Origin of the sequence: Xanthomonas arboricola pv. populi (genome assembly GCF_002939945.1) — a bacterium.
GTDB classification, from domain to species: domain Bacteria; phylum Pseudomonadota; class Gammaproteobacteria; order Xanthomonadales; family Xanthomonadaceae; genus Xanthomonas; species Xanthomonas arboricola_A.
The window spans coordinates 324,124-336,246 of record NZ_MDEB01000003.1 but is presented as its reverse complement, the minus strand read 5'-3'; the positions used below and the strand labels follow the sequence as shown (position 1 = coordinate 336,246).

General features: G+C 65.5%; 15 protein-coding genes. 13 read left to right on the top strand and 2 right to left on the bottom strand.

Annotated features, from left to right (window positions below; translation table 11 throughout):
• The first annotated feature begins 4 nt into the window (after window positions 1-4).
• The 6 genes from proC to XaplCFBP3123_RS10850 all read left to right on the top strand — a co-directional run bounded on the left by proC (window position 5) and on the right by XaplCFBP3123_RS10850 (window position 4,297).
• A complete protein-coding gene (gene proC, locus XaplCFBP3123_RS10875) occupies window positions 5-859 on the top strand; it encodes a pyrroline-5-carboxylate reductase (RefSeq protein ID WP_104534048.1) in 855 nt (284 codons plus the stop codon).
• A 606-nt stretch (window positions 860-1,465) separates the two neighbouring features.
• Window positions 1,466-1,891 carry an HU family DNA-binding protein gene (locus XaplCFBP3123_RS10870; protein ID WP_026064288.1) on the top strand — a complete coding sequence of 142 codons (426 nt, stop codon included), beginning with the start codon at window positions 1,466-1,468 and terminating at the stop codon, window positions 1,889-1,891.
• A gap of 210 nt (window positions 1,892-2,101) precedes the next feature.
• A complete protein-coding gene (locus XaplCFBP3123_RS10865; protein ID WP_146091322.1) occupies window positions 2,102-2,647 on the top strand; it encodes a M23 family metallopeptidase in 546 nt (181 codons plus the stop codon).
• Window positions 2,648-2,739: 92 nt separating this feature from the next.
• Entirely contained in the window at window positions 2,740-3,048 is a 309-nt protein-coding gene (locus tag XaplCFBP3123_RS10860; protein ID WP_104534046.1) for a DUF3861 family protein, read from the top strand.
• A gap of 54 nt (window positions 3,049-3,102) precedes the next feature.
• Window positions 3,103-3,645, top strand: coding sequence for a hypothetical protein (locus tag XaplCFBP3123_RS10855; RefSeq protein WP_343125490.1), 543 nt, complete (start codon window positions 3,103-3,105; stop codon window positions 3,643-3,645).
• A 55-nt stretch (window positions 3,646-3,700) separates the two neighbouring features.
• Window positions 3,701-4,297 (top strand): DUF1439 domain-containing protein, encoded by a 597-nt coding sequence (locus XaplCFBP3123_RS10850; RefSeq protein ID WP_104534044.1) that lies wholly within the window; start codon window positions 3,701-3,703, stop codon window positions 4,295-4,297.
• Between the two features lie 147 nt (window positions 4,298-4,444).
• Here the strand turns inward: XaplCFBP3123_RS10850 and XaplCFBP3123_RS10845 are convergent, their stop codons facing one another.
• The gene (locus XaplCFBP3123_RS10845; protein WP_104534043.1) at window positions 4,445-4,987 is read right to left on the bottom strand and encodes a type 1 glutamine amidotransferase domain-containing protein; all 543 of its coding nucleotides are present in this window, start codon (window positions 4,985-4,987) and stop codon (window positions 4,445-4,447) included.
• 106 nt (window positions 4,988-5,093) lie between these two features.
• Window positions 5,094-5,561: an SET domain-containing protein gene (locus XaplCFBP3123_RS10840; RefSeq protein ID WP_016902346.1), complete on the bottom strand. Its 468-nt coding sequence runs from the start codon at window positions 5,559-5,561 to the stop codon at window positions 5,094-5,096.
• Window positions 5,562-5,734: 173 nt separating this feature from the next.
• Between XaplCFBP3123_RS10840 and XaplCFBP3123_RS10835 the strand changes: the two genes are divergently transcribed.
• From XaplCFBP3123_RS10835 to XaplCFBP3123_RS10805, 7 genes are all read left to right on the top strand, one after another.
• On the top strand, window positions 5,735-6,193 hold the full coding sequence (locus XaplCFBP3123_RS10835) for an SUF system Fe-S cluster assembly regulator (RefSeq protein ID WP_104534042.1): 459 nt from the start codon (window positions 5,735-5,737) through the stop codon (window positions 6,191-6,193).
• 16 nt (window positions 6,194-6,209) lie between these two features.
• Window positions 6,210-7,667 carry a Fe-S cluster assembly protein SufB gene (gene sufB, locus XaplCFBP3123_RS10830; RefSeq protein WP_102584994.1) on the top strand — a complete coding sequence of 486 codons (1,458 nt, stop codon included), beginning with the start codon at window positions 6,210-6,212 and terminating at the stop codon, window positions 7,665-7,667.
• Window positions 7,668-7,779: 112 nt separating this feature from the next.
• Entirely contained in the window at window positions 7,780-8,544 is a 765-nt protein-coding gene (gene sufC / locus XaplCFBP3123_RS10825) for a Fe-S cluster assembly ATPase SufC (protein WP_104534041.1), read from the top strand.
• Complete coding sequence (sufD, locus tag XaplCFBP3123_RS10820; protein WP_104534040.1) at window positions 8,544-9,806, top strand: Fe-S cluster assembly protein SufD; 1,263 nt, start codon at window positions 8,544-8,546, stop codon at window positions 9,804-9,806. The genes sufC and sufD overlap by 1 nt, the downstream gene beginning before the upstream one ends.
• On the top strand, window positions 9,803-11,047 hold the full coding sequence (locus XaplCFBP3123_RS10815) for a cysteine desulfurase (protein ID WP_104534039.1): 1,245 nt from the start codon (window positions 9,803-9,805) through the stop codon (window positions 11,045-11,047). Before sufD ends, XaplCFBP3123_RS10815 begins: the two co-directional genes overlap by 4 nt.
• A gap of 183 nt (window positions 11,048-11,230) precedes the next feature.
• Window positions 11,231-11,770: a GNAT family N-acetyltransferase gene (locus XaplCFBP3123_RS10810; RefSeq protein WP_104534038.1), complete on the top strand. Its 540-nt coding sequence runs from the start codon at window positions 11,231-11,233 to the stop codon at window positions 11,768-11,770.
• Window positions 11,767-12,096, top strand: a complete 330-nt coding sequence (locus XaplCFBP3123_RS10805; RefSeq protein WP_104534037.1) for a non-heme iron oxygenase ferredoxin subunit — start codon at window positions 11,767-11,769, stop codon at window positions 12,094-12,096. Before XaplCFBP3123_RS10810 ends, XaplCFBP3123_RS10805 begins: the two co-directional genes overlap by 4 nt.
• Window positions 12,097-12,123: the final 27 nt, after the last annotated feature.

Here is a 12,123-nt window from a genome sequence, read left to right as displayed (position 1 = left end):
CGCAATGACTCTGCCCTCCTCGCCCGCGCCCTCGCCTTCCGCCACTGCGCTCACCGCATTCGTCGGCGGCGGCAACATGGCGCGCAGCCTGATTGCCGGGCTGATCCGGCAGGGCGTGCCCGCTGCCAGCATCCGCGTCGCCGAGCCGGTGGCGGAACTGCGCGATGCGCTATCACGCGACTTTGGCGTGCACGCCGTGGAACAGGCGCGCAGCGCAGTGGACGGCGCAGCCGTCTGGGTGTTGGCGGTCAAGCCGCAGGTGCTGCCAGCGGTATGCGCGCAGCTGGCCGATCTTGCGCAGGCGCAACAGCCGTTGCTGCTGTCCATTGCCGCCGGCATCACCGCTCCGCAGCTGGAGCGCTGGTCCGGCGGCGAGCTTGCGGTAGTGCGCGCAATGCCCAATACGCCCGCTCTGCTCGGTGCAGGCGTCACCGGGTTGTACGCCAATCCACGCGTGTCCAAGGCGCAACGTGCGCAGGCGACCGGCTTGCTGGAGAGCGCCGGTGTCACCGTCTGGATCGACGACGAGGCGCAGATGGACACGGTGACCGCCGTCTCCGGCAGCGGGCCGGCCTATGTATTTCTGCTGGCCGAAGCGATGGAAGCGGCCGCGCGTGCGCAAGGCCTGCCAGCCGAAACCGCACGCACGCTGGTGCTGCAGACCCTGCTCGGCGCCTCGCGCATGCTGACCGAATCGGGCGAAGCACCGGAGCTGCTCCGGCGCCGGGTGACGTCGCCCAACGGCACCACGCAGGCGGCAATCGAGACATTTCAGGCCGGCCAGTTCGAAGCGCTCACCGCCAAGGCGATTGCCGCAGCGACCGAGCGCGGCCGCAGCCTGTCGGCGGCCAATGATTAGTCGGCCTGTGGCTGGGCGTCATCCAAAGTCGGAATGTCTCGCAGCGGCCGGCGGGCCGCGCGCAGGAGTGCCAAGGCAAGTGCGCAGTGAAGCCGTAACGACACCCAGCGCGTCTGCGCCTGTGAGCCGCTGAAAAACCCGGCACGCGCGATGGGCGCACATGGCAGCAGCGACGCGAACGCAGCGGAGCGACGGATCAAAACAAGGCATCCAGCGCATACAAACAGTTGGCGATGCCAAACGTATCCTGCACAGCGCAGCCACGCAGCCACGCAGCGACGCTTGGTCGCCTCAGCGGACGCCACCGCTGGCTGTACATGTTGACAATGCTCGGTGCCACGCACGATGCAAAAACGCACATATGCCTTCGCGCAAACGATCTGCTGCTATGCGTCAGACACCGCATCGCCCTGCGCATCGCAGCCGCTTTGACAGCGCTTTCGCGGAGGTTTTCTGCCGCCGGTGAACGAATCCCCGTCAAAATACGCTTTTTTTCGGTTGTTTCATCGTTTACCTATTGGCGGCGCGCAGCAGTTGCCCTACATTTCGCGTTGCCGACTGGGTCGGCAGGCCCAACACCACCAACGATCACGGAACACATAACTCATGGCAAAAACCGCCGCTAAGAAGGCTGCCCCCAAGAAGGCAGTGAAAAAGGTCGCCGCGACCAAGACCGCAAAGCCGGCCAAGGCCGCTGCTGCCAAGTCCGCTGCGCCGAAGCCGATCAAGGAAGCGCTGAGCAAGACCGGCCTGGTCGCGCACATTGCCGAATCCACCCAGCTGGCTCCGAAGGACGTCCGCGCCGTTCTGGCTACGCTGGAATCGGCCGCGCATTCGTCGCTGAGCAAGAAGGGCGCCGGCTCGTTCACCCTGCCGGGCATGCTGAAGCTGACCAGCGTCCATGTGCCGGCCAAGCCGAAGCGCAAGGGCATCAACCCGTTCACCAAGGAAGAGCAGACCTTTGCAGCGAAGCCGGCCAGTTTCAAGGTCAAGGCGCGCCTGCTGAAGAAGTTGAAGGACGCCGCGCTCTAATCGAGCACGCCTGCGGTGTCACCAAGGCGGCCTGCGGGCCGTCTTTTTTTTGAGCGCGCTTGACCGCCCGCGTCACTACCCACATGCCGCTCATCGCCGCTTGCCTACCCTGCACGCTGATTGGCAACCCAGCAGGTGCATGTGACCGATCCATCGTCTCCTCGCCCATCCACACCGCCGTCGCCGGCAACCCGCAGCCCTGCACGCCGCATGCGCCACCTGCTGGTGTCGATTGCGCTGCTGTGCGCCCTGGGTGTCGCGGCGCGTTGGGCATGGCAATTGCCGATTGCCGAACAACTGCGCACCAGCTGGGAGCTGTCGCGCATGCCCCCACCCGTGCAGTTACACGTTCCGGTCGAAGGCGTGCAGGCGCGCCGCATCGCCGACACCTTCGGCGCAGCGCGCGGTCGCGATCGACGCCATGCCGGCGTGGATATCTTCGCGCCGCGCGGCACGCCGGTGCTATCCGCGACGCGCGGGGTGGTCAGCGCCATCCGCGATCACGGCCTGGGCGGCAAACAGGTCTGGGTGCTCGGGCCGGCGATGGAACGCCACTACTACGCGCACCTGGACGACTGGGCCGCCGGCCTGGCCGTTGGCGATGTCGTCGAGCCCAACACACCGCTCGGCATGGTCGGCACCACCGGCAACGCGCGCGGCACGCCGCCGCATCTGCACTATGGTGTCTATGGGCGCAACGGTGCGTACGATCCGCTGCCGTTGCTGCGCAAACCCGTGCCACAGTCGGCACAGTGAGCATGCTGGAACACTGCGTCATGGCCTGAGCTATCGAGGCCGTTGCTGGCTGCGCCTATGGTGGAGTCAGCCCAAGGAACGACGCCCCTTCCATGTCCCGAAAACGGTATCGCATTACGGTCACGCCCATCGAGAGCGATGGCCGCCCCTGCAGCGATCGCTGCACCATCGAATTCGAACAGCGCTCGCGGGCCGACTGGATGCGGCTGCTCGAGGAGTTGCACCTGCGACGCGATCTGAGCAGCGACGAATGCGCGGCGCTGACAGTCGGCTCGCAGCTGCTGGAAGACCTGGCTGCCCGCCCGCGCGCTCAACCAAGCGATGCACTGGAGGCCTTGCGGCCAAAACTGCAGTTGCTGCTGGAGCGCCTGCAGCGCGTGCAGCCGGCCCCCAGCCCCTGAGACCGGCGTCGCGGCGATCGCTACACTGCGCGCATCGGGGACGGGAGATGCGCCATGCGTGGGTTGGGGATCGTCATGCTTGCAGCGGCAATCGCCGGCTGCAGTTGTCATCGCACTGCAGACCAGGAAGCAGACAACGCGGCATCGTCCTCGCAAGTAGCGGCGACGGAAACGCCGAGTGTTGCCACCGAGCGCAATGCGCCCGCACGACCCGCAACCGATGCCACCCCTGGCGATGCCATCGAGCGCGCCAATTTCGCCAAAGCAAGCGCAACCGTGCAACGGTATCTGGGCGCGTTGCCTGGCGCGGCACGCGGCGATGCCGATGCACTGTGGAGCGGCGGTCGCCCTGCGCCGGTGCCGGACGATGCGGCGCTGCGCGGGATCGGCAATATCCAGTCGATGCGCATCGACAACGACCCGCCCATCGCACTGGATCAGGGACAGCCCCCGCGCCGGATCGAAGTGCCGGTACAACTGATCGTGCGCACCGACGTCGGCACCCAACGCCTGGTCGGCGCCTACCGGCTGCAGCCGCGCAACGGCAGCGACGGCTGGGAGATCTATTCGGCCACCCTGCACCCGGTATTGCGCTAACCCACGGTTCACCGGCACCGACTAAGGTGATGTCACCTGTTGCCGGAGTCACCCGATGAAACTGCGTTCGCTTGCCGGATCTCTGCTTGCCCTCGCTCTGGCGATACCGACGACCGGCGCGTGGGCGACGCCGCAGATCCAGGGACACCAGATCAGCGTACAGGGCAGCGACCTGCAGCAATTCCTGGGTGGCCGCTTCCCGCAGACGCACGATGCGCTGGGCGGCCTGGTCGAGATGACGGTCAGCAATCCGGCGCTGTCGCTGCCGCCAGGCGACCGGCTCAAGATGGCCTTCGACCTGGCGCTCGCCACTGCCGGCGGCGCGCCCGCACCGGTCGGCAATGTGACCCTGACCAGCGCACTGCGCTACGACACGGCCAAGCAGGGCTTTTATCTCGATCAACCCACCATCGACGATTTCCGCCCGGCCAACGCTGGCGCAAAACTCGACCACAGCACCCGCCAGCTGCTCAATGCCTGGCTGGCCGACTACGCGCGCAAGGAGCCGATCTATCGTATCGACCCGGCCATCGCGGCGGCGATGGGCAATGTGCAGGTGGAGTCGGTCGGCATCCAGAACGGCCGCGTCGCGGTGAAGTTCAACCAGAACATCGAGCAACTGGTGCCGGCCGCTGCATTGTCCGGGAAATAGGCTGACGCGCCAGTTGCGACGCAGGACTGAAGTACACCGTCATGCCGTCGCGCCGATCTGCGCGAACGGCCATTGGATCAAGACAAAGGCCCGGCGCCACCACGCCGGGCCTTTGTTTTCATCCTTGTCAACGTTGCAACGGACCGATCAGACCACCAGGGCCTTGGCCACTGCAGCGGTGAAGGCCGGGATATCGTCGGGCTTGCGGCTGGTGATCAGCGCCCCGTCGACCACCACCTCCGCATCCTGCCAGCGTGCGCCGGCATTGCGCAGGTCGGTCTTGACCGACGACCATGAGGTGACATCGCGGTCGCGCACCAGATCGCTTTCCACCAGCAGCCACGGGCCGTGGCAGATCGCGGCAACCGGCTTGTCTGCACTGGCAAAGGCCTGAATGAATGCGATCGCCCTGGCATCGCCGCGCAAGGTATCGGGGTTGAGCACGCCGCCGGGCAGCACCAGCGCATCGTAGGTGTCGACCTTGGCCTGATCCAGCCGCTGGTCCACCGGCACCGAATCGCCCCAGTCGGTCTTGTTCCAGGCGCGAATCTGCGCAGCGTCGCCGGGCGCAATCACATCAACCTTGGCGCCCCAGGATTCCAGCAGGCGCTTGGGCTCAGTGAGTTCGGATTGTTCGAAGCCATCGGTGGCCAGCACTGCGATGGTCTTGCCGGAGAGCGAATACGACATGCGGGAACTCCTCTCTGAAAAGAAGCCCGCACGCTAGGCATGTGCCTGTTGCGCATGAGTGAATCGATGTGTGCGCCGCGTCAGTGCGGCGCCAGGATACCGGTGCTCAGCGCTTGGGCTGCAGCATCGTGCCGGTGCAGTTCTTCGACCCGCAGCGGCATGCCCAGATCTTCTTCAAACGCGGTGTATGCCGCTCGGCCAGGGTGATGCCGTAATTGTAGGTGAGCTCTTCGCCGGCCTTGATCGCGCGCTTGGCCTCGATGAAGATCTTGTCCTTGCTGCGGTCGTCGCCTTCGGCCTCTTCGATTACCGCTTCGCAATTAGGGTTGCAGCTGTGGTTGATCCAGCGCGCGACATTGCCCTCGTAATTGGCATCCAGTACATAGTCGTCGCTGAGCGTGAACAGGAAGGTGTGGCCGCTCTCCACATCGCCGGTGTCGTCGGCATCCACTTCCGCGTGCGTGCGCAGGCGCCCCTTGTACTGGATGATGCGCTCGCCTTTGCGGAGCGCGGCGAGGGCGAACATGCCATTGCCGTGGATACGTGACTTGCGGGCGGCAACTTTGCGCGACATGTAGGGGTCCGGTGAGGGGGCCGCTCATTGTGACTGCAGTGCGACGATGCGCCAAGCACAAGCGCAGCAGTACCGGCAACGGCTGCTGCTTGCCGGCGGCTGAACCGGGCAGGTGGCCCTGCCTCGGCCAAAAGCGTACAATTTCGGTCCGCTTTAGGATTTATCGCCTTCTCATGTTGCGCGTCACCAAACTCACCGATTACGCCACTGTCGTGTTGACCGTCCTGGCAGCGCGCTGCGGCCAGGTGCTCAGCGCCAGCGAACTTGCCGAGCAGGCCGGCCTGGAAGCGCCGACCGTGAGCAAGATCCTCAAGCCGCTGTCGCAGGCCGGCCTGGTCGAAGGGTTGCGTGGCGTGCATGGCGGCTACCGGCTGGCGCGCTCGGCCAGCGAGATCACGCTGGTGGAAATCGTCGAGGCGATGGAAGGCCCGCTGGCGATCACCGAATGCAGCCAGGACCACGGCCAGTGCGGCATCGCGCAGACATGCGGGGTGCGCTCCAACTGGCGCCTGATCAACGACGTGGTCGGCGATGCATTGCGTCGCGTCACGCTCGCACAGATGTTGCAGCCCCTCTCTCTCCCTGGCGACAGCCGTCGGCGTTCGATCGCCGCACGCGTCGCGACCACCTGACCCTGTAGGCAGCCCGATGGCCACCGAACTTGCACCCCCGCAGAATGCCGAAATTATCGAACGGCTGGGCCGACGCTATGACGCCGGTTTCATCACCGAGATCGAATCGGACTCGCTCCCGCCCGGCCTGGACGAGGACGTCATCCGTGCCTTGTCGGCCAAGAAAGACGAGCCGCAATGGATGACCGACTGGCGTCTTGAGGCGTATCGGCACTGGCTGAAGATGCCGATGCCGGAATGGGCGAAGCTAAAGGTCTCGCCGATCGATTTCCAGGCGTTGAGCTATTACTCCGCACCCAAGGGGCCGAAGTACGCCTCGCTGGACGATGTGCCCAAGGAACTGCTCGACACCTACGACAAGCTCGGCGTGCCGCTGCACGAGCGCGCCCGGCTGGCCGGCGTGGCGGTGGATGCGGTATTCGACTCGGTCTCGGTCGGCACCACGTTCCGCAAGGAACTGGCCGAGAAGGGCGTGATCTTCTGCTCGATGTCCGAGGCGATCAAGGAACATCCGGAGATCGTCAAACAGTATCTGGGCAGCGTGGTGCCGGTCGGCGACAACTATTTCGCCGCGCTCAACTCGGCGGTGTTCTCCGATGGTAGCTTCGTGTTCATTCCTGCCGGCGTGCGTTGCCCGATGGAATTGAGCACCTATTTCCGCATCAACGCCGGCCACACTGGGCAGTTCGAACGCACCCTGATCGTGTGCGAGGACAAGGCCTATGTGTCGTATCTGGAAGGCTGCACCGCGCCGATGCGCGACGAAAACCAGCTGCACGCGGCGGTGGTCGAGCTGGTGACGCTGGAAGATGCCGAAATCAAGTATTCGACCGTGCAGAACTGGTATCCGGGTGACGAGGAAGGCCGTGGCGGCATCTACAACTTCGTCACCAAGCGTGCCGAGTGCCGTGGCGCGCGTAGCAAGGTCACCTGGACCCAGGTCGAAACCGGTTCGGCGATCACCTGGAAGTATCCGTCCTGCGTGCTGCTCGGCGACGATTCGGTCGGCGAGTTCCACTCGGTGGCGCTGACCCATCACCGTCAGCAGGCCGACACCGGCACCAAGATGATCCATATCGGCAAGCGCACCAAGAGCAAGATCGTCAGCAAGGGCATCAGTGCCGGGCGCGGGCAGAACACCTATCGCGGCCTGGTCAAGGTGGACCGCAATGCCGACGGCGCGCGCAACTACACGCAGTGCGATTCGTTGTTGATCGGCAAGCAGTGCGGCGCGCACACCTTCCCCTATATCGAGGTAAAGAATCCCGGCGCCACCGTCGAGCACGAGGCCACCACCTCCAAGATCAGCGACGACCAGCTGTTCTATTGCCGCGCGCGCGGCATCAGCCAGGAAGACGCGGTGTCGCTGATCGTCGACGGCTTCTGCAAGCAGGTGTTCCGCGAACTGCCGATGGAGTTCGCGGTGGAAGCCAAGAAGCTGCTGGAAGTCTCGCTGGAAGGCAGCGTCGGCTGACGCCGACGGAATCGGGAGTGGGGAATGGAGAATCGGTATCGGTTCTCTTTCCTGCTCCTTGCCGCGCCAACGTCTCGCATTACCCATTCCCTATTCTCGATTCCCTATTCACATGCTTACGATCAACAACCTCCACGCCAGCATCGCCGGCAAAGACATCCTCAAGGGCCTGTCGCTGGACATCCAGCCGGGCCAGGTGCACGCCATCATGGGGCCCAATGGCGCCGGCAAGTCCACGCTGGGCAACGTGCTGGCCGGGCGCGACGGCTATGACGTCAGCGCCGGCACCGTGCAGTTCGAAGGCAAGGACCTGCTCGAGCTGCCGCCGGAAGAACGCGCGGCAGCCGGGCTGTTCCTGGCCTTCCAGTACCCGGTGGAAATCCCCGGCGTCAACAACACCTACTTCCTGCGCGCGGCACTCAATGCGCAGCGCAAGGCGCGTGGCGAGGACGAGCTGGACTCGATGCAGTTCCTCAAGCTGGTGCGGCAGAAGCTGGCCGTGCTGCACCTGAAGGACGAGCTGCTGCATCGCGGCGTCAACGAAGGGTTCTCCGGCGGCGAAAAGAAGCGCAACGAAATCTTCCAGCTGGCCGTGCTCGAGCCCAAGCTCGCCATCCTGGACGAGACCGATTCGGGCCTGGACATCGATGCGCTCAAGAGTGTGGCCGACGGCGTCAACGCGCTGCGCTCGCCGGAGCGTTCGTTCCTGGTGATCACCCACTATCAGCGTCTGCTCGACTACATCACCCCGGACGTGGTGCATGTGCTGGCCGAGGGACGCATCGTGCAGAGCGGCGGCCCGGAGCTGGCGCTGGAGCTGGAAAAGCACGGCTACCACTTCCTCAAGGACCGCGTGGTGCCCGAGGCGGCTGCCTGATGAGCGCCCTGCTGGAATCCCTCGCCCGCGGCTTCAACGGCAACGATGCGCGCCGGGTCGAACTCGATGCCGCGCTGCAGACCGGCCTGCCCGGCCCGCGCGCCGAAGCCTGGAAATACACCTCGCTGCGGCAGCTGGAGCGACGCAGTTTCCAACCCGCGCCGCTGGTGCCGACGTTGATCGACGCGGCGCTGCTGGCCGACATCCCGTCGCCGCGGCTGGTGTTCGTCAACGGTCGCCCGTCCGACGCATTAAGCGACCTGTCGACGCTGCCGGACGGCGTGCAACTGGACACCTTGTCCGCGTCGCTGGCCGCCGGCGACGACGCCCAGCAGTTGCTTGGCCGCCGTTTCGAAGGCAGCGATGAAATCTTTGCGCGCCTCAATGCCGCACTTGCCGACGAAGGCGTGCTGGTGCGCGTGCAGGACGGCGCGCAGATCGAGGCGCCGCTGCATCTGGTCTTTATCGGCGTGGCCGGCGAGCACGACCTGTCCTGGCATCACCGCCATCTGATCGAACTGCGCGCCGGCGCGGCGCTGAACGTGGTCGAGCACCACCTGCATGTCGGCGATGCCGCGCATCTGCACAACAGCCTGATGCATGTCCATCTGGCCCAGGATGCGGTGCTGTCGCATGCGCGCGTGCAGGCCGACAGTGCACACGCAACGTCGCTGCTGCGCACCGATGCGGTGCTGGCACGCAATGCGCGCTACCAGCGCGTGGATCTGGAACTGGGTGCCAACCTGTCGCGCCACGAGCTCAACGTACGCCTGGAAGGCAACAATGCCCAGCTCACCGCCAATGGCGTGCTGCTCGGCAACGGCCGCCGCCATGTCGATACACGTCTGGGCATCGCACACATCGCACGCGACACCACCTGCGAGCTGGTCTGGCGCGGCGTGGGCGCCGATCGCAGCCGGGTGGTCTTCCACGGCGGCATCAACATCCGTCCCGGCGCCGACGGCACCGACGCGCGGCTGTCGAACAAGAACCTGCTGCTGTCGGCCAATGCCGAGATCGATACCCAGCCGGTGCTGGTGATCGATGCCGAGGAAGTGCAGGCCGCGCATGGCGCCACCGTCGGCCAGCTCGATGACAATGCCCTGTTCTATCTGCGCTCGCGCGGCCTGCCGCAGGCCGAGGCGCAGCGTTTGCTGAGCGCCGCGTTCTGCCACGAGCCGCTGCGCATGCTGCCCAGCGCGCTGGGCGCGGTGCTGGCGCTGCAGCTGGACCGCGCACTGGCCTCGGCAGGCGTGGCATGAACGCGCCCGCCACCACGCACCCCGCCGCGCCGGACTGGGAGCGCGTGCGCTCGGATTTCCCGTTGCTGATGCGACAGGTGCATGGCAAGCCGCTGATCTACTTCGACAACGCCAACACCGGGCAGAAGCCACTGCAGGTCATTGCCGCGACCGACGAGTTCTACCGTCGTCAGAACGCCAATGTGAGCCGCGCAGTGCATGCGCTGGGCACCGAGGCCACCGATGCCTTCGAAGGCGCGCGCAGCAAGCTGGCACGCTTTCTCAACGTACGCGCCGACGAACTGGTGCTGTGCAGCGGCACGACCTTTGCGATCAATCTGGTCGCTTATTCCTGGGCGCTACCGCGCCTGGGCACCGGCGATGTGATCCTGATCTCGCGCATGGAGCACCACGCCAACATCGTGCCGTGGCAGCTGGTGGCGCAACGCACCGGCGCCACCATTCGCGTGGCCGAGATCACCCCGGACGGCGCGCTGGATCTGGACGCCTTGCGCAAGGCGATGACGCCGGAGGTCAAGCTGCTGGCGGTCACGCATGTGTCCAATGTGCTGGGCACGGTCAATCCGGTGCGCAAGATCTGCCGCGAGGCGCGCAAACGCGGCATCGTCACCGTGGTGGATGGCTCGCAGGCGGCGCCGCATCAGCGTATCGACGTGGCCGGCATCGGCTGCGATTTCTACGCCATCACCGGCCACAAGATGTGCGGGCCCACCGGCACCGGCGCACTGTGGGCGCGTCGCGAACACCTGCAGGCGATGCCGCCGTTCCTGGGCGGCGGCGAGATGATCAAGGAAGTCAGTTTCGAGGGCACGGTGTTCAACGATGCCCCGCACAAGTTCGAAGCCGGCACGCCCAACATCGCCGGTTTCATCGGCCTGGGCGCGGCGGTCGATTACCTGGAGTCGGTCGGCCTGGCGCATGTGGAAGCGCGCGAAGCCGAGCTGCTGGCGCACTTCACCGAAGAATTGCAGCGCATCGACGGCCTGCGCATCTTCGGCACCACGCCGGACAAGGCCGCGGTGGTGTCGTTCCTGATCGAAGGCGCGCATGCCCACGATCTGGCCACCCTGCTCGACCTGGAAGGCGTCGCGATCCGCTCGGGCCAGCACTGCGCGCATCCGCTGCTGCAGTACTACGGCGTCGCCGCCACCTGCCGCGCATCGCTGGCGTTCTACAACACGCATGACGAGATCGAGCGCTTTGTTGCTGCGTTGGTGAAGGTGCGTCGCCTGCTGGGTTGATTGGAATCGGGAATCGGGAATCGGGAATGGAGAATCGACAAAGCGGCTCTCCCGAGCAGCCTTGCAGTTCGATACGTGGAGCGCAGCCCTTAAGCAGCGCAACGCTTTTCCCGATTCCCGATTCCCGATTCCCGATTCCCGATTCCCGATTCCCGATTCCCGATTCCCGATTAAACTGCTCCCATGCAGACCACCACCTTCCGTACCGCCACCGTTGACGACATCGACGCCCTCGTGTCACTGGTGACCTCGGCCTATCGCGGCGATGTCAGCCGCGTTGGCTGGACCACCGAGGCCGACTTTCTCGACGGCGCGCGGATCGATCCTGCGGTGCTGCGCGAGGACCTGTTGCGCGATCGCAGCCTGGTGCTGCTGGTCGAACAGGACAGCCGTTTGCTGGCCTGTGCGCATATCGCCGACGACCACGGTGCCGGCTACTTCGGCATGTTCGCAGTGGACCCCTCGCTGCAGGGCAGCGGGCTCGGCAAGACGCTACTGGCCGAGGCCGAGCGTATCGCCTACACCGAGTGGCAGTTGCCGGTGATGCGGATGACGGTGATCGACATCCGCGACGAGCTGATCGCGTTCTACCAGCGACGCGGTTACCGCCGCACCGGCATCACCAAACCGTTCCCGTATGGCGATGAACGTTTCGGCGTGCCGCTGCGCCAGGACCTGCGCTTTGAGGTACTGGAAAAACCGCTTGGCGGCGCAGCGCTGTGAGCGACACCTGGACCTTCGTCTGCGCCAGCGAGGCACTGCTGCCCGGCGAGCTGCAGACCGTCTGGGATGAGGTGACCGACGCCCCGATCGTCATCTTCAATCTCGACGGCGAGCTGTACGCGCTCGAAGACCGCTGCAGCCACGAAGACTACGAATTGTCGCCGGGCACGTTCGACCCGGCAGAAGGCAGCATCGAGTGCCTGCTGCACAGCGCCCGCTTCGACATCCGCGACGGCCGTCCGCTATGTGCACCGGCCTACTCTGCCGTGCCCAAGTTTCCGGTCAAGCGCGAACACGGCGGCATCTGGACCCGCGACGACCGCTGACAACGACCGGATCCGCACGTGATACGG